This is a genomic window from Streptomyces canus, from assembly GCF_041435015.1.
In the GTDB taxonomy this organism is placed as follows: domain Bacteria; phylum Actinomycetota; class Actinomycetes; order Streptomycetales; family Streptomycetaceae; genus Streptomyces; species Streptomyces canus_G.
Map to the genome: position 1 here is coordinate 2,091,419 of NZ_CP107989.1, position 22,378 is coordinate 2,113,796.

General features: G+C 68.4%; 18 protein-coding genes and 4 pseudogenes. 11 read left to right on the forward strand and 11 right to left on the reverse strand.

All coding sequences use genetic code 11. The annotated features are described in order from the left end of the window. Positions 1 to 263 precede the first annotated feature (263 nt). Positions 264 to 1,448: an IS701 family transposase gene (locus OG841_RS09480; protein WP_328635955.1), complete on the reverse strand. Its 1,185-nt coding sequence runs from the start codon at positions 1,446 to 1,448 to the stop codon at positions 264 to 266. 113 nt (positions 1,449 to 1,561) lie between these two features. On the opposite strand from OG841_RS09480, the gene OG841_RS09485 reads away from it, so the two are divergent. Continuing rightward, positions 1,562 to 2,077, forward strand: a complete 516-nt coding sequence (locus OG841_RS09485) for a winged helix-turn-helix domain-containing protein (protein WP_371564454.1) — start codon at positions 1,562 to 1,564, stop codon at positions 2,075 to 2,077. Continuing rightward, positions 2,074 to 2,664 carry a transposase gene (locus OG841_RS09490; protein ID WP_328641837.1) on the forward strand — a complete coding sequence of 197 codons (591 nt, stop codon included), beginning with the start codon at positions 2,074 to 2,076 and terminating at the stop codon, positions 2,662 to 2,664. Before OG841_RS09485 ends, OG841_RS09490 begins: the two co-directional genes overlap by 4 nt. An 868-nt stretch (positions 2,665 to 3,532) precedes the next feature. Here OG841_RS09490 and OG841_RS09495 read toward each other — a convergent pair. The 3 genes from OG841_RS09495 to OG841_RS09505 form a co-directional block, all read right to left on the reverse strand. Further along, complete coding sequence (locus tag OG841_RS09495; protein WP_328641836.1) at positions 3,533 to 3,670, reverse strand: hypothetical protein; 138 nt, start codon at positions 3,668 to 3,670, stop codon at positions 3,533 to 3,535. Between the two features lie 307 nt (positions 3,671 to 3,977). Further along, positions 3,978 to 4,592: a hypothetical protein gene (locus OG841_RS09500; RefSeq protein WP_328641835.1), complete on the reverse strand. Its 615-nt coding sequence runs from the start codon at positions 4,590 to 4,592 to the stop codon at positions 3,978 to 3,980. Further along, positions 4,589 to 5,176, reverse strand: coding sequence for an RNA polymerase sigma factor (locus OG841_RS09505; RefSeq protein ID WP_328641834.1), 588 nt, complete (start codon positions 5,174 to 5,176; stop codon positions 4,589 to 4,591). Before OG841_RS09505 ends, OG841_RS09500 begins: the two co-directional genes overlap by 4 nt. 210 nt (positions 5,177 to 5,386) lie before the next feature. Here OG841_RS09505 and OG841_RS09510 point away from each other — a divergent pair, with 210 nt between their 5' ends. After that, positions 5,387 to 5,599 (forward strand): transposase, encoded by a 213-nt coding sequence (locus tag OG841_RS09510; RefSeq protein WP_365118935.1) that lies wholly within the window; start codon positions 5,387 to 5,389, stop codon positions 5,597 to 5,599. 192 nt (positions 5,600 to 5,791) lie between these two features. On the opposite strand, the gene OG841_RS09515 is transcribed toward OG841_RS09510, so the two are convergent. After that, a complete protein-coding gene (locus tag OG841_RS09515) occupies positions 5,792 to 6,307 on the reverse strand; it encodes a peptidase inhibitor family I36 protein (RefSeq protein WP_328641833.1) in 516 nt (171 codons plus the stop codon). A 185-nt stretch (positions 6,308 to 6,492) separates the two neighbouring features. After that, positions 6,493 to 6,885, reverse strand: a complete 393-nt coding sequence (locus OG841_RS09520; RefSeq protein ID WP_328641832.1) for a hypothetical protein — start codon at positions 6,883 to 6,885, stop codon at positions 6,493 to 6,495. A gap of 739 nt (positions 6,886 to 7,624) precedes the next feature. Here OG841_RS09520 and OG841_RS09525 point away from each other — a divergent pair. Then, positions 7,625 to 8,005 (forward strand): annotated as a pseudogene (locus OG841_RS09525) (transposase); the annotation flags it as partial. On the opposite strand, the pseudogene OG841_RS09530 reads toward OG841_RS09525, so the two are convergent. After that, positions 8,004 to 8,584 (reverse strand): annotated as a pseudogene (locus OG841_RS09530) (phosphotransferase); the annotation flags it as partial. The pseudogenes OG841_RS09525 and OG841_RS09530 overlap by 2 nt on opposite strands. A 918-nt stretch (positions 8,585 to 9,502) precedes the next feature. Between OG841_RS09530 and OG841_RS09535 the strand changes: the two are divergent. Next, positions 9,503 to 13,804, forward strand: a complete 4,302-nt coding sequence (locus OG841_RS09535) for a hypothetical protein (protein WP_365118939.1) — start codon at positions 9,503 to 9,505, stop codon at positions 13,802 to 13,804. Between the two features lie 63 nt (positions 13,805 to 13,867). Here OG841_RS09535 and OG841_RS09540 read toward each other — a convergent pair whose 3' ends face one another. Continuing rightward, positions 13,868 to 14,329 carry a hypothetical protein gene (locus OG841_RS09540; RefSeq protein ID WP_328641830.1) on the reverse strand — a complete coding sequence of 154 codons (462 nt, stop codon included), beginning with the start codon at positions 14,327 to 14,329 and terminating at the stop codon, positions 13,868 to 13,870. Between the two features lie 486 nt (positions 14,330 to 14,815). Further along, positions 14,816 to 15,302: pseudogene (locus OG841_RS09545) on the reverse strand (IS6 family transposase); the annotation flags it as partial. An 812-nt stretch (positions 15,303 to 16,114) separates the two neighbouring features. On the opposite strand from OG841_RS09545, the pseudogene OG841_RS09550 reads away from it, so the two are divergent. The 4 genes and pseudogenes from OG841_RS09550 to OG841_RS09565 form a co-directional block, all read left to right on the forward strand. Beyond that, a pseudogene (locus OG841_RS09550) lies at positions 16,115 to 16,624 on the forward strand (ADP-ribosylglycohydrolase family protein); the annotation flags it as partial. A gap of 40 nt (positions 16,625 to 16,664) precedes the next feature. After that, positions 16,665 to 17,159, forward strand: a complete 495-nt coding sequence (locus tag OG841_RS09555) for an NUDIX hydrolase (RefSeq protein ID WP_328641828.1) — start codon at positions 16,665 to 16,667, stop codon at positions 17,157 to 17,159. Between the two features lie 92 nt (positions 17,160 to 17,251). After that, on the forward strand, positions 17,252 to 17,980 hold the full coding sequence (locus tag OG841_RS09560) for an SIR2 family NAD-dependent protein deacylase (protein ID WP_328641827.1): 729 nt from the start codon (positions 17,252 to 17,254) through the stop codon (positions 17,978 to 17,980). 8 nt (positions 17,981 to 17,988) lie between these two features. Beyond that, positions 17,989 to 18,483, forward strand: coding sequence for a GNAT family N-acetyltransferase (locus OG841_RS09565; protein ID WP_328641826.1), 495 nt, complete (start codon positions 17,989 to 17,991; stop codon positions 18,481 to 18,483). A gap of 45 nt (positions 18,484 to 18,528) precedes the next feature. On the opposite strand, the gene OG841_RS09570 is transcribed toward OG841_RS09565, so the two are convergent. Together OG841_RS09570 and OG841_RS09575 are read right to left on the reverse strand one after the other, a co-directional pair. Continuing rightward, positions 18,529 to 19,011, reverse strand: a complete 483-nt coding sequence (locus OG841_RS09570; protein WP_328641825.1) for a methylated-DNA--[protein]-cysteine S-methyltransferase — start codon at positions 19,009 to 19,011, stop codon at positions 18,529 to 18,531. A 9-nt stretch (positions 19,012 to 19,020) separates the two neighbouring features. After that, positions 19,021 to 20,502, reverse strand: a complete 1,482-nt coding sequence (locus OG841_RS09575) for an AlkA N-terminal domain-containing protein (protein ID WP_365119053.1) — start codon at positions 20,500 to 20,502, stop codon at positions 19,021 to 19,023. A 356-nt stretch (positions 20,503 to 20,858) separates the two neighbouring features. Between OG841_RS09575 and OG841_RS09580 the strand changes: the two genes are divergently transcribed. Beyond that, positions 20,859 to 21,221 carry an ArsR/SmtB family transcription factor gene (locus tag OG841_RS09580; protein WP_365118941.1) on the forward strand — a complete coding sequence of 121 codons (363 nt, stop codon included), beginning with the start codon at positions 20,859 to 20,861 and terminating at the stop codon, positions 21,219 to 21,221. 16 nt (positions 21,222 to 21,237) lie between these two features. Then, positions 21,238 to 22,371, forward strand: a complete 1,134-nt coding sequence (locus OG841_RS09585; RefSeq protein WP_365119054.1) for an MFS transporter — start codon at positions 21,238 to 21,240, stop codon at positions 22,369 to 22,371. The last annotated feature ends 7 nt before the right edge of the window (positions 22,372 to 22,378 follow it).

Below are 22,378 nucleotides of genomic sequence, written 5' to 3' on the forward strand. Positions count from 1 at the left end.
GGTCGATCGCGACGACAGTGGGCGGGATGACGGGGCCCTCTGGCGGGTGACGGCCACGACGAGGACGGTCAGTGTGCCCAGCGTGCCCAGGGACGCGGACTAGTACTGCAACGGTGCTTGTTCTGAGTGCTGGGCAGTTCAGGGGCTGTGTCCGCGTCGTTTGTAGTGGCTGATGCGGGCTTGGTGCTGGCGTCGTCGTCGCCAGGTTGACCAGTGCAGGATGTGGTCGGCCGGGGTGGGACGACGGTCGGTGAGGCGGGTGATCAGACGTCTGATCTCGGCGAGGCTGAGATGGATGAGCTGGGAGGATCCGTTTCTGCTTTGTCGGTGTCCAGCTGTCGGGCTCGCAGGACGGTCAGGCAGGCGTGGGTGGCCATGGCCAGGGTCATGTGACGGTGCCAGCCGGGGTAGCGGCGGACCTGGTAGTCGTCCAGGCCGCACTCCTGCTTGGCGGTCTGGAAGCATTCCTCGACGGCCCAGCGGCTGCCCGCGATGCGGATCAGCTCGTCCAGGGTGGTGTCGGCGGGACAGTAGGCGATGTAGTAGGAGATCTCCTCGGGCCTGCTCACGCTGCGGCGGGCGAGGACCCAGTGCCGGCGGTCCTCGCGGTGCCAGGGCCTCACTTCGACGCGGGCCCAGTCGTAGATCCGCCGGCCATGGGCTCCCTCGCCGCAGGAACGGCGTTTCCATTTCTGCCGGGGCAGGCCGGGGAACAGGTCGTGGACGGGGTGGTCGATGGACCAGCGGGTGACGACGGTGTCGTGCCGGGTGGTGGCCATGACGTGGAAGACGTCCGCCTGCTCGAGCTCGAAGCGCCAGCCCTTGCTGTAGCCGTAGGCGGCGTCCGCCGTCACCCATCCGAAAGGGATCCGGTCGGTGATGGCCCGGCGGACCATCGCCTTGGCCATGGCCACCTTCGTCTCGAAGGCGACGTGGTCGTCGATGCCGGCCCGCCGGCAGCGGTCCCGGTCGTCCGTCCAGGACGTGGGCAGATACAGACGGCGGTCTATCAACGTGCGTCCGCGGCCGGTGGCGTAGGCGAGGAACACACCGATCTGGCTGTTCTCGGTGCGGCCGGCGGTTCCGGAGTACTGCCTTTGCACACCGGCCGAGCGGATGCCCTTCTTGAGAAAGCCGGTGTCGTCGACGATCAGGACGGCATCCCGGTCTCCGAGGTGTTCCACGACGTAGTCGCGTACGTCGTTCAGGACCTCGTCGGCGTCCCACTCGATCCGGTTCAGCAGTCGGTGGATGCGATCGGGACCGGCGTGTCCGGCCTCCTCCGCCAGCGTCCAGCCGTTCTTGCGCTGCAGCGGAGCGACCAGGCCCCGCATGTAAGCCAGCGCCGACTGACGTGGCTCCTCCCGGTTGAACCTGTGCACGAACCGCTCATGCAGAGCGTCCAGTTCACCCGCCCACAGCCTGACATCAGCAAGGTCCCCACCCATAACCACACCAACGACCGAATTGGCCAGCAGTCACGGCAAAGACCGTTGCAGTACTACTGATCTTTTCGTAAGTTCGGTGGGTGTGGTGGCTGTGTGGGTGGGAGGCTGTCTGGGTGGCTTATCAACCTTCCCCTTCGGTTGCCGGCTCCTCCCTTCCTCCTTTGTCACGGCCTCAGTTGGCGGAGGCACGTCGTGTTCGGGCAGTCGAGTTGTTCGAGGACAGCGTTTCGAATGCGGACATCGCGAGGGCGGTAGGGGTGTGTGCCGAGAGCGTGCGGCGTTGGCGGCGGGTGTGGGAGCAAGGCGGTGCTTCGGCCCTGCGGCGACGGGCAGCTACCGGACGCCCACCCAAGCTGGACGACGCCCAAGTCGAGATGGTCCGGGCCGCGTTGGAGCAAGGCGCCCAGGCTCATGGTTTCGAGGCCGACCTGTGGACCCTGGAACGAGTCGGCGCGGTCGTCACCCGGGCAACGGGGGTGGTGTTGTCGAGGGCATCGGTGTGGCGGCTGCTGACCGGCCGGCTCGGATGGAGCCTGCAACGGCCCGAGCGGAGGGCTGTCGAGCGGGACGATTCGGAGATCGCCCGCTGGATCGCGCACGAGTGGCCGCGCATCAAAAAGGGGCCGTGAACACACGTGCCTGGATCGTCTTCCTCGACGAATCAGGCGTCTTCCTGCTCCCTCAGATCCGCCGCACCTACTCGCCCCGTGGGCGGACTCCGCTCCTGCGGCACCGCCTGAACTGGAAGCGCGCGTCGATGGCGGGGGCCTTGGGCTACCACTCCACCGACCCCGATCGCGGGGCCCGCCTGTGCTTCCACCTCAAGCCCGGCAGCTACGACACCGCCGGACTCATCGAGGTCCTGGAGCAGATGAAGGTGTTCTACCGCGGCGAGCGAGTGGTCCTGGTCTGGGACGGCCTGTCCGCCCACTGGAGCCGGGCGATGCGGGCCTGGGTCGCCGAACAGGACTGGCTCACCCTGGAACGATTACCCGCCTACGCTCCCGAACTGAACCCGGTGGAACTCCTGTGGTCCTCGCTCAAGAAACGTGAACTCGCCAACCTCGCCGGCGACCGCCTCGCCGATGTCGCCGACGCCACCGAGCAAGGCATCCACCGCATCAACGCCAACCCCCGACTGCCATGGTCATTCCTCGCCCATACCGGCCTGACCATCCGCCCACCACACCCACCGAACTTACGAAAAGATCAGTAGGTGAGGAGCTGCGCAGCGATGTGCCAGCCCCGGGTCCCGACTGCCTTGCGCTGCCCGATGCCGACGGTTTGTTCCAATACTGCGACCGGGGTGGTGTTGGCGATGCCAACGACTTCGACGATCGGGCAGGATACGACGCGTGCTGATGCCCGACGTGGAAGACGACTGAGCGTCGTCAGACCAGATGTCCCTCACCCAGGGCGAGTTCACTCGGTACGGTCGCGGATCGCCGTGTGCAGATGGGGCGGCCCGCCCCTTCTCGTAAGCCCGGTTAGAAGGTTCTCGGCTTCATCGGCAGATGTCGGGGGTCTCAGCGCCGCCTCCGGCTTGGACCGTGGCGAGGACGGCTTCGTGAAGGTCTTGCAGCCCGTGGTGGCAGAGCGAGGTCGGGCTTCCGACGAGCGTGTACAACTCGTCGGTGTCGGTGTATCGCCCGCAGGGAAATCCTGCAGACGACTGCAGGGGAGCGCGGCAGCTTTCCAACCCCCTGTGTTCCCCCAAGACACAATCCCCCCAGATTGAGTGCCGCGCACGAGGCTGCCTGCCTGCAGCCCGTGAGCTCTATGCGTGTAATGGGCTAGGGCTTCCTGCCCGCCGCTCGGGTCACAGTAGTTGCAGCCGTTACGAAACAGGCACCCCTGAAGGCGTCCCTGACCAGAATCGGGTGCACCCGACAGCGTTAAGCGGAATCCGCACCTTGCGCAACGCGGTAAGCACTTGCAGGCCTGCGGGTGAAAAAGCGGAGGGATCTCGTCAGGGAGCATCCTGATCAGGTTGTCTGGATCCCGGCACGCGGATCTTGTTGAGGGCCAGCCGCAGATGTCCACCGCCCACCGCACCTCGTAGGCCGCCTCGCACGCCGCCACGCTCAGGCCAGGATGTCGTCCTCACAGTTGACGAGATTCCTGGGGAGCACCTTCTCTCCGCCCGCGTTGACTCCGAACGCCCAGCGATGGGCCTTGTCGGCGTCGGTGTCGACCCAGATCTGCTTGTGACGTTCCGTCACCGTCGTTGCTCCGTTCCTCAGGCACCAGCACCTTTGAGGTCCGGGAACACTCCGCCGCCAAGCCCTTAACCAGCGGGAGGTCGATTGCGTCAGGATAGGAGACCAACGAGGCTCCTGCGCCGATTGAGTTGAGACGTGGAACACCTCTCTCAACGGCAGAGGAGCCTCGTGCCTTACGGGAGGCCGCCCCGTCACCCGACCGGTGGCCACTCTGAAAACGCCCAGTGACGGAAAGCACGATTCCTGTATGCCCAGGAGGCTCCCGGGCTGATTCGAAACAACCTGGGCCAGCCGTCTCCAGTCGGTCTCAACCGCCTGCCACGGGCTTGGAGCCGATGGCTGCGCAGGCTGCCTTCTTTGTGGGGTAGCCGTCCGCCGGGTAGACCACCGGCCCGCCGAGTGCCCCCTCGTCGTCGGGGGCCGAGGATTCGCCGCTGTCAGGCTGCGCGTTGGGGAAGAAGCAGGCCGCGAACCGGGTTGGCTTGGGAGTCCGTGGCCTTGTGTCCTGGGCAGGCTGATTCCACATCCGATCCCAGGATGCCGCGCAGGAACGCGCCGCGTCCTGCGGATCGAAGTCCTTCATGGCTTTGACCGGCAGCTGGCTCAGGTCCGCCTCGGGTGACAGCGTGCGAGCGCACATGACATTGCGCCCGTCCTCGTCCCATGGCCCGAATGTGGCTACGGCAGCCGTGGTGGCGCCCCCGAGGAGTGCGGCCGTGACCGCACCCAGCATGAACATGTGCCGACGTCTCCCGGAACCGGCCGTGGCACGCGGCTGCCCGGTGCGCAGCAGGATCCCCCGCAGGGCGGCCTGGCCGTCTTCCGACGCCGCCCAGCCTTCGGTGCCGTCGCCGGTGGGCCGCAGAGCGCGGACGGCGGCGAGGTCGGCCGCCTGGATGCGCTTGGTGACGCTCTGCTTCATGCTGACTCCCGTTGGATGAAGTGGGGGTGGGAAATCGCGTTATGGACCGGCCGTGCATGGCCTGCACGGAGCAGCGCTGCCCTGAACCGTTTGCGCGCCCGGTGCAGACGCACAGCGAAGGCAGTGGCCGTGCAGCCCGCGACTACGGCCGCCTGCTTGGCCGTCAGGCCGTACCAGGCGCTCAGCACGAGTACCTCCCGGTCCTGTTCGGAAAGCGCCGACAGCGCGGCGGCCACCTCGGCACGCGTCCCTATCGTGTCCGCGATCTCCGCGGCCCCCGTCCGGTCGGCCATCACCGCCAAGTGCTCCGTCAGTGCGCGGTGCCGCTGGTCGGACCGCACGCGGTTGGCGAGCAGCCGCCGGGCCGAGGCGAGCAGCCACGGCAGGGCATCGTCGGGTACGGACCCGGACTTACGCCAGGCCAGCACGAAGGTCTCCGACAGGATGTCCTGAGCTGTCTCCCGGTCCGTACGGTGCAGCAGGTACGCCAGGACCCGATCAGCATGAGCCGTATAGAGCGCCTCAAGGGCCCGGTGTCCGGCCGGGTCACCGTACTCCCCGGCGGTTGTTCGTCGTCGTCTCACAGCACCTCCATGGACCATCCATCAACGGCCGTCAACCGGGAGATGTACGGCCGGGCCGGATTTCTTACAGCCTCTGACAGATTCACGCTCGGGCCGTCTCGGCGGGCGTGATACGGAGCACGAGCCTGCCGTCAGTACACACTGCGCGCGAGTCGCTCGTGTGCACCTCCCCTCCGGTGGAGAGCATGACCGGAGGGATAGTTGGGGGTCGTGGCATCCGGGAGGCGCATCTACGACGCCGAGTTCCATGACTGGGCGGTGCGGATCATGACGGAGTCCGGGAAGCCGATTCCGGAGGTGGTCGAGGATCTGGGTATCCATCCCGGGACGCTGCGCAGCTGGGTCTCGCGGGCCCGGCGCAACGTGTCGCCGTCGTCGGACCGGCCAGTGGCAGAGCCATCTCCTAGATCAAACGCCCTCTGAGTGCCTGCACCCAGGACCCGGTCCTGTGGGTCTGCAACATAGCCCCTCGGTCGCCTGTGTGATGAGTGAGATCACCACGCCGACGACGAGGGTCTCTGCCACGTCACACATCTCGCTGACCAGCCCGCTTCACCCCTGCAACCCAGGATGAAAGAGGCTCAGTGCGGTGTGTTCATGCTCCTTGCCCCCGTGTCAGGCACGCTCGACCTGGAAGACGTCGACCTTGTCGTTCCAGTTGCCGCCACCTGGGTAGTCCATGTTCTTGAAGTTCGCCCAGCCGTGCGGCGGGACGAGTTCACGCTCCCGGTCGTGCAGCGGCCAGGACCGCGAGTCCCAGATGGTCGCAGTTCCGAAGTTGATCGACCAGCGGCCGACCCAGTAGAAGACCGAGCTTAGCTTGTCGCGGAATCCGTAGTCGCCGAGGTTCTTCTTGCCGCTGCTCGAGAACTGCAGGCGCCTGCCACCGTAGTTGGCGTCCTGAAAGAGGCACCAGTAGTCGGCGGCACATTTGTCGTGCGGGTCAGAGGCCAGATCGGTGGTGGCTCTGAGGCTTGCCTTACGGACCTGGGCCGGAAGTTCTGGGTCCGCCAGGGATTCCTCGTTGGAGTCGTAGCAGTGGACTTCGCCGTTGGGAAGTTCCGTACAGATACTGGCACCTTCCCATGACTCGGCGAGGTTGATCTTCTTCCCGTCATAGTCGGCGATCACCGGGTTCACCGGGTCTGCGGTCGGCTCCCCGGTCGGCTCTGCAGTCGGCTCTGCAGTCGGATCCTCAGTTGCCGTGGCCGACGGCTCCACAGTGGGTCCCTCCGCGTGTGCCAGCGGGGCAGTACCCAGCAGAAGGGCTCCAGCAGATGCTGCGACTAAGAGGGTGGACGTAAAGAGTCTCGGTCTCAAGAGGAGTTCTCCCTGGTGGTGTCGTAATGGTGCAATCTGGTCCCGTCAGGGCCGTACACGTTGAGCACGTAGCCCTGAAGGAGGCTGACGCCCGTCCCGGTCAGGAAGGACGTCAACGTCTCGTCGAACTTGTCGAAGCCGCTCCCGTAGCCGGACTTCTTGCGGGTCCATACAGTGAGGGTCAGCAGGCCATCCCGGTTCTTCGTGTGCTTGATGCCGGACACGTCCGGGTCTCCGCCGGCCCGGCGATAGCGTGCCGCCAGATCTCTGTCGCTACCGGACGGGGACGCGCTGGTGGTCGGCGGGCCGCTCTTCGGCGTCGTCTCCGTGCTGCATCCCGACAGCAAAACCGCGATGGTCAACAGGAATGCGGGAAGGATTCTTTTCATGGCCTCAGCGTGGCAAAGGGTCAGTGGTGGACGTACGTCGAGCCCCGCTTGCCATTGGGCCCTTCACTGGTGAACGGGCAACACGACGATGCTGGGGCAGCCCTATTACGTCGGCGAGCACTATGCGCTTCGGCCGGAATCTCAGCGGGCGCCAGCACTGACCGCGTAGGTCGTCGCCCGTGGGCGACTGGTCACCGAACGAGACCAGAAAGAGGCCCACGTGGAGAAGTCCCCTAGGCCGGTGACCGGCAGTTTCACGAAGGACTGGTCCAGCTGCCGTACGTCGCGTTGACGAACTTCTACCCCTGCAACACCATCTGGTCGGCCATCAGCATCCCTCCGTTTTCGGCAGGGAGCGTCGACATGATGACGCAAAGCGGCTCCCCCCGTCGCCGTTCCGATACACGCCCCCTTGTTCGAGCGGTGGTCAGCCGCGTTCGAGGACGAGCGGGGTCACTGTAGACAGGCGAGTACTGAGATATGCAAGAGAAGATCAACAAGGTGGCGTGAAACAGCAACACTTCACTCCGGTCATCCGATCACCAAGATTCCGTGCGGTAGCTGCAGTCTTTAGGTGAAGAACCGATGGTGGGCGGAGTTCGGATTCAAGCGAGATGACCGAAAGTGGGCCCATCGGCAGCCGTGACGGTCCGCACCCCGCCACGGGCCGGTCCCCGCGCCCTTGAGGCTTCCCGAAGGTGCGGAGGAAGCTGATAGAGGTCAGAGGGGGACGCATGAGAGGAACATTGACCATGACTTCCCCCAGGAAACGGCCTCCCGGGGCCTTCAGGTCCACCTGATCCTCGACAACTATGTGACCCACAAGACACCCGACATCAAGAAGTGGCTGCTGGCTCACCCGCGGTTCCACCTGCACTTCACCCCGACCAGCGCGCCCTGGCTGAACCTGGTGGAGCGATGGGTCGCCGAGCTCACGCAGAAGAAACTCAAGCGCGGCGTCCACCGCTCCGTCCAGGCCCTCGAACGCGACATCCGATCCTGGCTCGCCGACTGGAACGAACAGCCCAGACCTTTCACCTGGACGAAGACAGCCGACGAGATCCTCGACAAGGTCGCCGCCTACTGCCGACGAATCTCTGAACGGATCACTAGCAGGTGACGACGTCGAGGAGGTGCTCCTCGTGTCCGAGCGTCAAAGGAGCGAGGTCGAATAGAGCATCTCCCTGGCCCGTCGGACCAGTCGATGACGCCCACCGTCTCGTCACCGTCGACGCACACGTGAGCGATCTGTACCTCGCCGTGCCTCAACACCGGAGTCCACGGCCGGCGAGGGGCCTCGGCGACCTGGCGGTTACGGGTGACCAGGTCGGCGGGCAGCGCGCCGTTGGGCACAAGCCACTCGCACTCGCCGTCGAGATCCGCCGCCGGCTCGCCGAGGCCCCGGCGGGGGCGGCAGCGGCACGTCGTGCAACGTCCCGATGGCGGCAACCGCTGCGGCCCGCCTCGCCGGAGACGCGGTCGACGGCTCGCCGAGGCGGCCGAGCGCCGGCCCCGGGACCGCGGCGATCACGAACACAGGCGGCCTGCGCACCAGGACCTTCGGGGGCGGACCGGCGCAGGGCCATCGCCTGGACTTCGACGCCGATGCGCGCCTGATCGACGTCCACCTTCAAGGGCACGTCGCCGACGCGCAGGGTGGCGCGCGAAATGAGGCGACGACGACCTTGACCTCGTCCATGACGATCAGTTTCCTGGATGACCGTCCACGGCGCCGGAGCATCGCGTGCGCATGCGCGGCCGACCACGTCCCGCCACCCGGCCGCCTCGTGCGCGACACCGATCCCGGACCAGGTCAAGCGCGCCATAAACCGCACCGGTAGGACATTCCTGACCCGGCCCCGACGTGGCGCGCTGCCACGCGAGGAGCGGGGATCGGCCAATCCGATCAAAGCGCCAACCTTCTGCCGCATCTCTGCGGTCACAGGAACCTCACAGGTGACACGATTTTCGGCGGACCGTAGAGCGGCGGCTTCGCGTGGCGGTGCAGTGGATCACTTTCCGCCATGTCCGCATCGAGCTCTATGTGGCATGTTCACGTGGCATTTACAGTGGCCCAGCGTCCGGCGGAGTGGACCAGACCATCCTTCGTACCGTCGGCGAAATGAGCGGCTGGCAGCGGGAATTGGCTTGATGTACGGCGGTGTGTCCCTGCCTGCCGTGAACCGCCGATGTGAGGGGGATCCGTGCGTCTCAGTGGCACAGCACCGAAGAGCTGTGCACCGCGCAGAACCGCAGCGTCGCATCTGGCGTTTTCGCAGCCTTCGCTCTTGCTGAAGTAACGCTGGTTGTCCGCCTGGAACGCACCTCCGGGATTGGGTTGAGCACGGTGCTGCTGACCGATGCGTGTGCTGTCCGGCGCGCCTCTCACATGCATGACCGCCCTTCTCTCCCTCTTCGTTGCATCGGGCGTGTGCGATTGCGCGGCCCGTGCCCACGAGCCCTTCCCACTCGCATTCCCGCCCCGGTCAATCGACCTCTGCGGCGGGACAGACCGCGCATCACAGCGCGAGGAACCACTGAAGGAGAAGCGTTGAGATTACGCAGACGAGTGCTCGCGCCACTAGCCGCGATGGCAGCGGGTACGGTGCTTGCGGGAATGGTCCCCGCGACCGCCCGGGCTGAGGAGCCCGAAGCGGCAGACACCACGGTGAAGACTCAGGCCAAGGCGCCGTCCGATGCGGTGCCGCCGGCGAAGCGGGCCCTGGTCCTGGGAAGGTCCTGGCAGAAGTCGAGCGACCTGGCGTGGACGACGTCGAGTGACGCGGAGGGCTTCCACCTCCTCACGGCCCGCAAGAAGGACGGCTACACGTGGCGCAGTACGGCCTCGTTGTCCGAACCGGGTCTGGAGGCGGATGCGTGGATCGGCAACGCCTGTGTGACCGGCTCGGGCAGGCGGGCGGTCGTGGTCTACGCGCCGCGCACCTTCACCAACAAACCGCAACTGATGGCCAGGGGGGCCTTCACGGCGGTCGTTGACCTCGTGTCCGGTCGGGTGACGAAGCTGGACGTCAAGGCGTCATTGTCGTACTACAACCCGGGTTGCGGGACGGGGGAGACGGCTGTCTTGACCCAGTCGGGCGGTGAGGACCTGCCCGGTACCCGGCTGTTCAAGCTGAACACGTCAACGGGCAAGCTGAGCAAACCCATCAAGCTCAAGGGACAGGTCACCTCGGCCGTCCCGGCCGCCGACGGCCTCATCGCCGCGGCCTTCGGAGCTGAGGTCGTCCACATCGACGCCCGAGGCACCCGCACGGCCGTCGTCCGCACGGACGGCGTGCCCTACCGGCTCACCCCCGACAGCTCGGGCGGCCTCACCTTCTTGGACAAGCGCGGGCAGACCTCGACGGTCAAGCGCGTCAGCGCCACCGCGCTCAGCCGCCCGAACACGCGGACCGCGCGCGCCGCAGTGCTGGCCCGGGGCCTTGCGGCCGAGACCGGACTGACGCGCAGCGCCGGGAGCGTGTATGTGACCGGCCGGACGACGCCGGTGGCGAAGCACTTTCCCGCCGCGGTACGGCGCCTTTCGGGGGCGGCCAAGGACGTCACCGTCTCCAGCCGCGGCGAGGCCTTCGTGACCCATACGACCTCGGCCGACGGCAAGGGCAGCCTCCTGCTGCCGGGGGAGGCCGCGACGGCCCGCCCCGTACGGATGTCCATGACCGCGCTGGGCTCGGGGCGCACGGTCTCCTTCACCGCCGATCCGGGCAAGCGCGTATCCACGTACGCACGCCAGGGTCGCGATGCTTCCCCTGGCCTGCTCACCGGGGCCGCGGGCACCCACCCGAGCGCCGCGCCCGTGGCGGCCGCCGGTGACCCCAGCAACCCGGTGGAAGAGGAGCGCACATGCTCCGTTCCGCGCAACGACCCGCGCAACCAGGCCATGCAGCCCAAGCCGCGCCAGGTGGAATGGGCCGTCGACATGGCGGTCAAGGGGCTGCTGAACACCCACATCTCGCGGCCGGCCAACTGGAAGAACCTCGGCATGCCGGCCTACCAGCCGCAGACCCTCTTCCTGAACCCGGCGCTGAGTGGCGGTGGCCGCGCCATCGCGCAGGTCATGCTCGGTGTGACCACCCAGGAGTCCAACATGTGGCAGGCCGCCCGCTCGGCCGTGCCCGGTGTCACCGCCAGCCCGCTGATCGGCAACTACTACGGCATCGACCTCTATGACGGCGACTCGGCCAATGACTGGGACGTCAACTTCGCCAAGGCGGACTGCGGTTACGGCATCACGCAGATCACCGACCACATGCGGATGGCCGGCCGAGAGGACGGGCACGGCGGCGAGGCCTGGCCCTACCAGAAGCAGCGGGCCGCGGCGCTGGACTACACGGCAAACATCGCCGCGGGTCTGCAGACCCTCGTGTCCAAGTGGAACGAGACCCGTGCCGCGGGCCTGATCGCCAACCACGGTGCCAACGGCCGCCCCGAGAACTGGTACTTCGCGCTGTGGGCCTACAACTCCGGCTTCCACCCCAAGGACGCTGCCGCGCCGTGGGGCCTGGGCTGGGCCAACAACCCGGCCAATCCCGAATGGGACGCCGGACGGCTGCCGTTCATGGAGAACTCGGCAGGCAACGACGACGCCAGCGCCGCCGCCCGCCCGCAGAACTGGCCCTATCAGGAAAAGGTCCTCGGCTTCGCCGCCCACCCGCCGTCCTTCCTGGAATCCCCGGGTGTGATGGTTCCGGCCTTCCGTCAGTCCACCTGGAACGGCACCAACGAAGGCGTCACCGTAAAGGGCAGCGCCAAGTACAACCGTGCCCGTGTCAAGGCGCCCGAGGACGCCTTCTGCGACTCGTCCAACTTCTGCTCCCCGGGCAAGATATCCGACGGTGCCTCCAACGACAGCGCGACCAGCGGCCCCTGTGGCCGTGAGGACTTCAAGTGCTGGTGGAACAAGCCGGTCACGTGGAAGAGCGACTGCGTCGACACGTGCGGTTTTGAGTTCATCCGCTTCGGCGAGAGCATGCCGGAGGAGGCCGACGGCACCGCCTACCCGCCGGTCTGCACCAGAAGCGGTCTGCCGGACGGTGCCCTCATCGTCGATGACGTTCCTGCGGGCACACCCGTCGTCCGCCCCGGCTGCAGCAACTCCTGGACGAACTCCGGCACTTTCTCCTTCAACTTTGCCAGCAACGCGGTGGAGACCGTCTATCCCGCCAAGGTCGACCTGCACCAGTTGGGCGCGGGGTTCGGCGGGCACTTCTACTTCGGCCACACCCGGCAGAACGACGCCAAGGGCCAGAGGCTGAAGATCACCGGCAACTGGAAGCTGAACCGGGAGCTCGACAAGGACGCCAGGGTCTGGGTCCACCTGCCCGACCACGGCGCACAGACCAAGCTCGCCAAGTACGAGGTCAAGACCCGCAACGGGTGGCGCAGCAAGACCGTCTCCCAACCCGGCAACAGCAACCGCTGGGTGAAGCTGGGCATCTTCCGCACCAAAGGCATCGTGCCCGAGGTCAGACTCGCCACCCTCACCGCTGACGGTACCGGGGACGAGGACATCGCCTTCGACGCCGTGGCGTTCGAGCCCGGCAACTGGGACTTCGTTCCCGACATGGTCATCCCGGAGGCCGACCCCGACGCCCCGGACCCCGAGTTCGAGGACACCGACCGCCAGAAGCAGCCCAACCCCGATGGCGTGATCGGCCTCGCCGCGAACAAGGAACAGTGCTACAACACGGACCGCGACGGCGTACGCCAGTGCATCAAGCTCGACTACGACGTCAAGAAGTACGGCGCCGATGCCTGGCAACAGCCCCGCACCCGGGCGGCGAACCTCGACGGCCCCTTGGTGGCCTGGTGCGACGATCCCACAGTCGCCGGCTACACCCTCACGCGCCGTGAGGGCTGCCACAAACTGGCGGTCCTGGTCAGGTGGACGGCTGACGGCAAAACCGTGGGCACGGCCACCTTCCTGGTCCGTGAGGAATTCGTGGTGGAGAACAAGAAGGAGTTCCGCGAGCGACTGTTCATGAGCCCGCTGTCCATCGACGCGGCGCTGGGCACGGTCTCGCTGGACTACTGGGACGCGATCTGCACACCGGACTGCGACGAGAGCTACGTCGGGACCTGGGACGGTGTGACCGCATGGGCTCCCCTCGTGGACAAGCACTGGGTGTCGGCCACCAAGAAGTTCACCTGGACCACCCCGACGACCGGTACGGTGCAGGATTTCGACCGGGGAACGTTCCTCAGCTTCAAGGCCAGTTCGCCAGAAGCCTCCGGCGCGGTCGAGGCCATCAAGCCGGAGTGGACCTTCTGGGACCAGGTCACCTGCGACGCCGCCGTCACCGTGCCCAATTCGACAGGCTGTGTGTTCGGCAAGCACATACCGACCTTCGAGACCAACACCAAGCGGTATCCGGCCGCGGCCGCCTACTACTGGGTGCTGAGAGAGAAACTGGCCGACCATCCGGGCAGCAAGAAATACGGCAAGCCGATGCACCGCCTGATGGACAAGGTCCAGCAGGACCACAACCGTGACACGATCTGCAACAAGACCGGCGTCGGCAAATGGACGGCCCATCCGGACGCCACGCCGGACACCAAGGGCGTGCAGTGCGACGAGTTCCCCTTCGCGGCCACCCGGGAGAGCGGCGGCGTCCCCACGCCGGTCGTCAACGGGGGCATCTGCGTCCAGCTGTACGCCGAGAAGCAGGACGACGGCACCTGGCGGCTCTTCGACGACGAGCGCTACGACCCGCCCACGTGGAACGAGATCTGCGGACGGGCCTCGATGCCGGGCAAGCAGAACGGAGACGCGGGCCGCGGGCCTGGCCTGTCGGGCTTCTACACCAAGGCGCGGGTGCAGAACGGAGGAGAGTTCTACATCGAGGTACCGGGATACGAGGGCTGCAACACGCAGGACGTGTGCATCGTGCGGCCGTGATGTGATGTCACCGGCGTGACAGAAAGGGGGGACCGGCACGACTGGTCCCCCCTTTCCGCGGTGTCAGCGCCAGACCAGTTGCCAGGTGCCGTCGTCCTCGTGGACGTACTCGGCCCGGATCTCCTTGCCCAGTGCGGTCACCACAGGATGTCCCGTCTCCAGGGAAACGACCGTCTCCTCGAACATCTCCGCCACGCTCTTCCAGCGGACGACGCCCCACAACTCCGCATCCTGGTCGATCTCCAGGACCGCCCCTTGGGTCGGCCCCTCCCTATGGTCGACGACAAGCTCCACCCCCGACAGCGTCCTGGCCAGCGGGACCCACCGGACATGCGCGGTCGTCCCGACGACGGACTCCTCGCTCTCGTCCTCCAGACTCCAGGCCACTTCCTGTTCCATGTCCCGCTGCCCGAGCCGCATCCCCTCCGCGTCCAGCGGATAGTGGCCACCAGGCAGCCATCCCCCCGGCCCTCCCGGCCGCGTCCAGGTCGACACCCCGTTGTGGCGGGCGAGCCAAAGCCCCAACTCCGGATGGAGATCGAACCGGTTCTCGGCGACTTTACTGATCTGCGCCGCCGTAGCGGGCGGGTTAAGAGTGCGGAACTCGTCTGGCGCGTGGGCTTCCAGCCACGAATCCAGGCGATTCAGTATGTCAGGGAAGGGCACGGTTCATCCTCACGTCGCGATGCGCTCTCACCTGTCAGACCCACAGGCCTCCTCGTGGGTTCCCGCATTCCCACAACCTCACGCCCGGCTCACGACAGCCGTGTCCTTCGGCCCGCAGAATACTCACAAGCAGGGAGTAATCGTCAAGGCCTGTGGATGGGGTGGCATGTCGCCTCGCGGTGCGCCGCCCTTGCGTCGAGGGGCAGCTTCGTCACTCCGCAGACCGTGGCCGCCTCAGGCGAAGTCTGCTGCGGTGATGCCGTCGGGAGGCGTTGTCACGTTGTTGGGTGGGTAGGGCCTGACGGTGTGTCGAGGCATGGTTCAGTTGGGCTCCGGTCCTGTTGCTCAGGCCGCTGAGGGTCGGCCGGTTACCTGGTCCCAGATCGCAAAGCGGATGGTCATCTCGACTCGGTAACCGGGAGCGGTCATCAGGTGGCGGCGGGGCCGGAAGTGGGGTGAGATGCCGCTGAACGCGGACAGGAACCGCTGGGCAGCGCCGGTACTGCGGAAGCCTTTCATAGCGCGTGCGCGTTGCCTGGGGGCTGTTCTCGGCCCGGTTGTTCAGGCCCTTGTGGGAGCGGTGCTCCACCGAGGGCATGACCTCACGGTGGGCGGCGCCGTAAGAGCGGAGCTTGTCCGTGACGACTACCCGCGGCACCGCGCCCGCCGTCTTGAGCAGCCGGCGGAAGAAGCGCCTGGCCGCAGCCTTGTCCCGGCGGTTCTGCACGAGGATGTCCAGCACCATGCCGTCCTGGTCGACGGCCTGCCCCAGGGACTTCCGCTCGCCGTCGATCTTGATGAAGACCTCGTCCAGATGCCACTTCGGCGGCGGCGCAGCGAATTGGAGAGATCACCGCGACCGGGTACCTGTGACCCCTGTGCGACGGCAACGCGCTCCCCACGGACGCCACCCTCCACCATGATCAACCCGGCGATCATCCCACCCACCCAGCCAACGTGACAGCGCCCGCCCGGCCCCCGCATCGGCGGCCCGACCGACGGAAGCGATCTCGACGAGCTGGTTCGCCAGGTCCACCAGTGGCATCCGCATTCCCGCTGGGTGCTCATCGCCCAGACACTGCACACGTTCGTCTGCAGACTCACCGAAGAAGCGAGAACGGCAACCACACCGGCAGATGCGAGCCGAACTTCGCGGCCAGCGCTGCCGAACGGGGCCCGTCGCCCAGAAGGTCGGACACCACGAAGCGCAGCAGACTCGACTTTCCCGCTCTCGACTCGCCACCACGATGGAAAGATCACCGTCGGACAGCCACTCGTCGCAGGCGCTGCGGGTCACCTCCAGGCCGCCCAGTTCGTCCTCTGCCCGACCGCGCGCCAGCAGGCGGTCCCGGGAACGGCGTCACGGTAGGACCAGTGAGCGTGCACGCCGACGGCCTGTTCCATCTCCGCCGTTCCTGCCGCACCAGGGCCGGTCGCGCTGGGCAAACCATGCCCGTCTCGGCGCTCGTCCGCCAGGGCCCGCTCACCCGCAGTGCCCGGCTGGCCGCCGAGGAACTCACCGCGCTGCCGGTGATGTCCAGCAGCACGTATTCAAGCGGCTTGAGCGGGCGTGGACACGGGCGGAGCCAGCAGGACCTCCTGCGGTCCCGAATCAGGGTTCTGACCGACGAGCTCCAAGAACGGGGTTTTAGCGTGTACGGGGCGATGTGGGCGGCGGCGCTGATCTCGGCGGCGTACACGGTCGACACGGTGCGGCAGGCCGTGGACCAGGCGCTCGCGGTGATCCCCGCGAGCAGCCGCCTCGCGCGCACGGTACACCGGGTGGTGTCCCTGCACGACACCCGGATGACCTGGGAGGACACCCTGACGACGGTCTCGGAGGAGACCGCCGGGCTCGGCTGGATCCAAACCATCCCGAACGCGGCCGTCCTGACCGCCGGACTGCTCTACGGCGACGGCGACTTCACCCGCACCATCACGCTCACCGTCCGGGGCGGTCTGGACACCGACTCGAACGGAGCCACGGCCGGTTCGGTGGCCGGGGTGCTCACCGGGGCGGACGCGATCCCGGGCCAGTGGAAGGAGCCGCTGGAGGACCGGGTGCGCAGCGCGGTGTTCGGGTTCGACGGGGTGCACATCAGCGAACTGGCCGAACGGACGGTGCGGTTGGCGGGGGCGGAGACCACCTGCTGAGCAGGCGAAGGCGGCAGCGGTTGCTGGTTACCCTTCGAGGATGACCACCACCCCTGACTTCGCCACGTACATCGCCGGTCTGCCCCGGATCCTCGCCGGTGCCGCCGCTCTCTTCCGTGACGCCTCGGGCCGGATCCTGCTCGTCGAGCCCAACTACCGTGAGGGTTGGGCGCTTCCGGGCGGCACGATCGAGTCCGACGAGGGCGAGACCCCTCGGCAGGGCGCGCGCCGCGAGACCCTCGAGGAGATCGGGCTCGACCGCGACCTCGGCCGGCTGCTCGCCGTGGACTGGGTGTACCGGCCGACCTGGCCGCCCCTGGTGGCGTACCTGTACGACGGCGGTGTCCTCGGCGAGGACGACCTCAAGGCGATCCGCCTCCAGGAGGAGGAGCTGCTGTCCTGGCGGCTCGTGCCGCACGAGGAGCTGGCCGAGTATCTGCCCGACGGGCTCGGCCGCCGGGTCCTGGCCGCGCTGGACGTGCTCGCGGACGGGGCGGGGACGGTGGAACTGGAGAACGGGCGCCGGGTGGGCTGATCCCGCACGCTGTCTGCGTTCACGGTTGCTCGCGCCCAGGCGGTGGAATATCCACTCGCCGCACCCGGATCACCCGCCCTACCCTCGGCACCATGACCAAGCCCCTCGTCGCCCTCCTCAGCGGCGCCGGCATCTCGACCGACTCAGGGATCCCCGACTACCGCGGTCCGAACGGACTGTGGCGCAAGGACCCCGAGGCCGAGAAGCTCGTCACGTACGACTACTACATGAGCGATCCGGAGATCCGCCGCCGCTCGTGGCAGATGCGGCGCGCGAACCGGACCCTGAAGGCCGAGCCCAACGCCGCACATGTGGCGGTGGCCGAGCTGGAGAAGTCCGGGGTGCCGGTGCGGGTGATCACGCAGAACGTGGACGGGCTGCACCAGCTCGCCGGGATGCCCGCCCGCAAGGTCCTCGAACTGCACGGCACCGCACGGCAGGTGGTGTGCACGAAGTGCCATGCCCGCGGACCGATGGAGGACGCCCTCGAACGCGTCGAGGCCGGCGAGGCGGATCCGTCCTGCCTGGAGTGCGGCGGCATCCTGAAGTCGGCGACCGTGATGTTCGGCGAGCGCCTGGACCCGGTGGTGCTCGGCGAGGCCGTCGCGATCACCAAGGCCTGCCAGGTGTTCGTCGCCGTGGGCACCACCCTCCAGGTCCAGCCCGCGGCGGACCTCGCGGGTGTCGCCGTCGACCACGGCGCCCGGCTCGTCATCGTCAACGCGGACCCGACACCGTACGACGACCGGGCCGACGAGGTGATCCGCGAACCGATCGGCACGGCGCTGCCCGAGCTGCTCCGCGGCCTGAGCGCGGGCTGAGGCCCTCGGTGCCCGAGCTCCTGCGGCTGCGCGCGGAACACGCCCCGGCGGTCCTGGCCTTCGAGTTGGCCAACCGGGAGTACTTCGCCACCTTCGTCTCCGACCGAGGCGACGACTTCTTCGAACGGTTCACCGACCGGTTCAACGCCTTGCTGGTCGAGCAGGAGGCCGGCATCTGCGCCTTCCACGTGCTCGTCGCCGAGGACGGTTCGGTCCTCGGCAGGTTCAACCTCGTCGACCTCGAGAACGGCACCGCGGACCTCGGTTACCGGGTCGCGCAGCACGCCACCGGCCGCGGGGTGGCGACGGCGACCGTCCGCGAGCTGTGCCGTCTCGCGGCGACCCGGTACGGGCTGGACACCCTGTGCGCGGCCACCAGCCACGAGAACGTCGCGTCCCAGAGGGTGCTGGCCAAGGCGGGCTTCACCCCGGTCGGCCCGGCGGACCCGGCCGACCTCGGCGGCAAGGCCGGCATCCGGTACCGACGGGACCTGCGCGGCTGAGGGTCGCTCGGCACGCCCGGTCCCCGGCGAATCACCGGGGACCGGTCAGAACAGCGCCGCTCCCCGCTCGAAGTCCAGCAACCGCTGCTTGCGTTCCACCCCGCCGCCGTAGCCCGTGAGGCTGCCGTCCGCGCCGACCACGCGGTGGCAGGGGACGATGATGCCGATCGGGTTCCTGCCGTTGGCGAGGCCGACCGCGCGGGAGGCCTTGGGGTTGCCGAGGGCGTCGGCGAGTTCCCCGTAGGTGCGGGTCTCGCCGTGCGGGATCCGGCGGAGTTCTTCCCAGACCGTGCGCTGGAAAGCCGTTCCGTGCAGGCACAGTTCCAGGGTGAACTCCTTCAACTCGCCCTCGAAGTAGGCCATCAGCTGGTCCTCGGCCTCCTTGGACCAGCCGTCGTCCGGCTCGCCGAAGGTCTCCTGCGGTGGGCGGTGGCGTTGCTCGGTCATGTAGAGGCCGCACAGGACGCCGTCATCGGCGACGAGGGTCAGCGGGCCGTAGGGGCTGTCGATCACGGTGTGCTGTTTCACTGGACGTCCTTATACGGGAAGGAAGTTGATCGGGTGACTGTCGGTCGCCCACAGGTACTGGACCGCGTAGGCCCGCCAGGGCCGCCAGGCCGCCGCCCGGGCCGTCAGCGCGGCCGGGGTGGAGGGCAGGCCCAACTCCTGGGCCGCGCGGCGGATTCCGAGGTCCGTGGGGAGGAAGGCGTCCGGGTCGCCGAGGGCGCGCATGGCGATGACATCGACCGTCCAGGGGCCGAAGCCGGGCAGACCGAGAAGGCGGGTCCGGGTCTCCGTCCAGTCGGTCTCCACGCCCAACTGAAGGGTTCCGTCGGCCAGTTCGCCGACCAGGGTAGTGAAGGTCGTGCGACGGGTGCGGGGCATCGCGAGTAACGCGGGGTCCACCGCGGCCAGTGCCTCGGGGGACGGGAAGAGGTGCGTCAGGCCGCCCTCGGGGTCGTCGACCGGTTCGCCGTGGGCCGTGACCAGGCGGGCCGCGTGGGTGCGGGCCGCCGCCGTGGAGACCTGCTGGCCCAGCACGGCCCGTACGGCGAACTCCGCCTCGTCGACCGTGCGCGGGACGCGTCGGCCGGGCGCCTTGTCCACCAGGGGTGCCAGGAGCGGGTCCGTGCGCAGCCGGCCGTCGATCGCGACGGGATCGGCGTCCAGGTCGAGCATGCGGCGGCAGCGGCTGATGGCGACGGTCAGGTCGCGCAGGTCGCTCAGCATCAACCGGCAGGCGATGTGGTCGGGCTGGGGCGTGAGGGCCACGATGCCGTGTCCGTACGGCAGCCGCAGCGTCCGGCGGTACGCGCCGTCCCGCCACTCCTCCACCCCCGGGACGGCGGTGGCCGCGAGGTGACCGAAGAGGTTGTCGGGGTTGAGGGGGACGCGGAACGGCAGGCGCAGGGACAGGAAGCCGGGGGTGTCCGGCGTGGACTTCTTCGCGGCGCGGGTGCGCAGGTCGCTCGGCGAGAGCGCGAAGACCTCACGCACGGTGTCGTTGAAGGTGCGGATCGCGGAGAAGCCGGCCGCGAAGGCGATGTCCGCCATCGGGAGCGCGGTCGTCTCGATGAGGATCCTCGCCGTCTGGGCGCGCTGGGCGCGGGCGAGGGCGAGCGGGCCCGCGCCGAGCTCGGCGAGCAGCTGGCGCTCGATCTGCCGGGCGCTGTAGCCGAGCCGGGCGGCGAGGCCGGGCACGCCCTCGCGGTCGACCACGCCGTCGGCGATCAGCCGCATCGCGCGGGCCACGAGGTCGGCGCGCTGGTTCCACTCCGGGGAGCCCGGACTGGTGTCGGGCCGGCACCGCTTGCAGGCCCGGAAACCCGCCTGCTGGCAGGCCGCCGCGCTCGGGTAGAAGGTCATGTTCTGGGGCTTGGGCGGTACGACCGGACAGCTCGGCCGGCAGTAGATGCGGGTCGTCAGGACCGCCGTGAAGAACCATCCGTCGAACCGTGCGTCCTTGGACTGCACGGCGCGCACACAGCGCTCGGTCTCGGTGTACATCCCCGTCTGCATGCGTCCAGCATCGGCCACCGGCCGGGTCCTGGCTGGCGAGAATCCGACATCACCCTCGCGTGCCCTGGGACGGGAGCCGGCCCGGTCCCACAGGACGAGCCCGGTCATGGAGGTACCCGCGATCATCAGGTTCTGGACGACCAGCCGGCGGGCGGCCCGGGACAGCCGTACGACCGAAGGGACGGTCGCGAGCTCGTCCCGTACGACGACCGCGTCCGCCGTCTCCAGCGCGAGGTCGGAGGCCGCGCGGCCCACCGTACGGCGACATAGGCCACCGCGTACAGCGGGCCGTGCGCTCACCACGAACACATGAAGACTCATTCATCTGTTCATGTGCGACGGGTAAGATACCGCCCATGGGTCATGGAGCCGTCACCACCGCGCGGGAAGCCGCCGAGCGCGTACGTTTGGACGTGGCCAACGTGGCCAAGGTGGCCACCACCCTCCAGGCCCTGTCCACCCCCTCCCGGCTGCTGATCCTCGCGCGGCTTCGCGAAGGACCGCTGCCGGCCACGGAGTTGGCCGCCGAGGTGGGGATGGAGCAGTCGGCGTGCTCCCACCAGCTGCGGCTGCTGCGCAATCTGGGCCTGGTCGTGGGCGAGCGCCGGGGCCGGTCGGTGGTGTACGCGCTGCACGACCACCATGTCGCCGAACTTCTCGACCAGGCCGTCTACCACGTCGAACATCTGCGGCTCGGGCTCAGTGACGCCACCGACTGAGCCGCCTCGGCGTCTGATGTGGCCGCTGTACGCGGCCGGTTTCACCACTGCCTTCGGCGCGCACGGCATCGCCGCGAACCTCGGCGCGGACTCGGCGGACGCGGTCACCTCGCTGCTCGTACTGGGCGGTCTGCTCGCTCTGTACGACGGCGCCGAAGTCCTGCTCAAACCGCTGTTCGGCACGATCGCCGACCGGATCGGGGCGCGTCCTGTGCTCCTCGGCGGACTGGTGGCCTTCGCCGTGGCGTCCGCGCTCTACGCCCTCGCCGACAGCCCCGGGTGGCTGTGGGCGGCGCGACTGGGGCAGGGCGCGGCGGCCTCCGCCTTCTCCCCCGCCGCGTCCGCGCTGGTGGCCCGGATGAATCCGGCCGCCAAACGCGGGCGGGCCTTCGGGAGTTACGGCTTCTACAAGTCGGTCGGCTACACCCTGGGCCCGCTCCTCGGCGGGGTGCTGGTGTGGGCGGGCGGGCTGCGGCTGCTGTTCACGGTGCTGGCGGTGCTGGGCGCGGCCGTGGCGGTGTGGGCGCTGATCGCCGTGCCCGTCGTGCCGCCCCTCCCCCGGGCCCGGCAGACGGTCCTCGACCTGGCCCGGCGGCTGGCCGACCCGGTGTTCCTGGTCCCGACGGCCGCGCTCGCCGGGGCGACCGCCGCGCTCTCGGTGGGCGTGGGCTTCCTGCCCGTGTCGGGCGCGGTGGCGGGGCTCGGCACGGTGGCGACGGGTGCCGCGGTGTCGGTGCTCGCGGCCTGCGCGGCGGTCGTACAGCCGCGCGCCGGGCGGGCGTTGGACGCGGGGCGGCTCACGGTCCGGGGCGGGCTGACCGCCGGACTGCTGCTGGCGGCGGCCGGCCTGGGCTGCGCGATGCTGCCGGGGCTCGTGGGTGTGCTGCTGGGGGCCGCGCTGATCGGCGTGGGGACGGGGCTGATCACCCCGCTGGGGTTCGCGGCGCTCGCCGCCTCGACTCCGCCGGAGCGGCTGGGGCAGACGATGGGGGCGGCCGAGCTGGGACGCGAACTGGGAGACGCCGGGGGGCCGTTGCTGGTCGCCGGGGTGGCCGCGGCGGCGAGTCTGACGTACGGGTACGGGGTGCTGGCGGTCCTCCTCGCGTGCGGTCCGGTGGTGGCTGTGGGTCTGCGTCGCCGGCGTGGGTGAGGCGTTC

Coding starts and splice junctions, on each gene's coding strand:
- OG841_RS09480 (WP_328635955.1), bottom strand. CDS start 1,448: ATGGGTGGGGACCTTGCTGATGTCAGGCTGTGGGCGGGTGAACTGGAC.
- OG841_RS09500 (WP_328641835.1), bottom strand. CDS start 4,592: ATGAAGCAGAGCGTCACCAAGCGCATCCAGGCGGCCGACCTCGCCGCC.
- OG841_RS09520 (WP_328641832.1), bottom strand. CDS start 6,885: ATGAAAAGAATCCTTCCCGCATTCCTGTTGACCATCGCGGTTTTGCTG.
- OG841_RS09535 (WP_365118939.1), top strand. CDS start 9,503: ATGGTCCCCGCGACCGCCCGGGCTGAGGAGCCCGAAGCGGCAGACACC.
- OG841_RS09555 (WP_328641828.1), top strand. CDS start 16,665: ATGACCACCACCCCTGACTTCGCCACGTACATCGCCGGTCTGCCCCGG.
- OG841_RS09560 (WP_328641827.1), top strand. CDS start 17,252: ATGACCAAGCCCCTCGTCGCCCTCCTCAGCGGCGCCGGCATCTCGACC.
- OG841_RS09575 (WP_365119053.1), bottom strand. CDS start 20,502: ATGCAGACGGGGATGTACACCGAGACCGAGCGCTGTGTGCGCGCCGTG.
- OG841_RS09580 (WP_365118941.1), top strand. CDS start 20,859: ATGGGTCATGGAGCCGTCACCACCGCGCGGGAAGCCGCCGAGCGCGTA.
- OG841_RS09585 (WP_365119054.1), top strand. CDS start 21,238: ATGTGGCCGCTGTACGCGGCCGGTTTCACCACTGCCTTCGGCGCGCAC.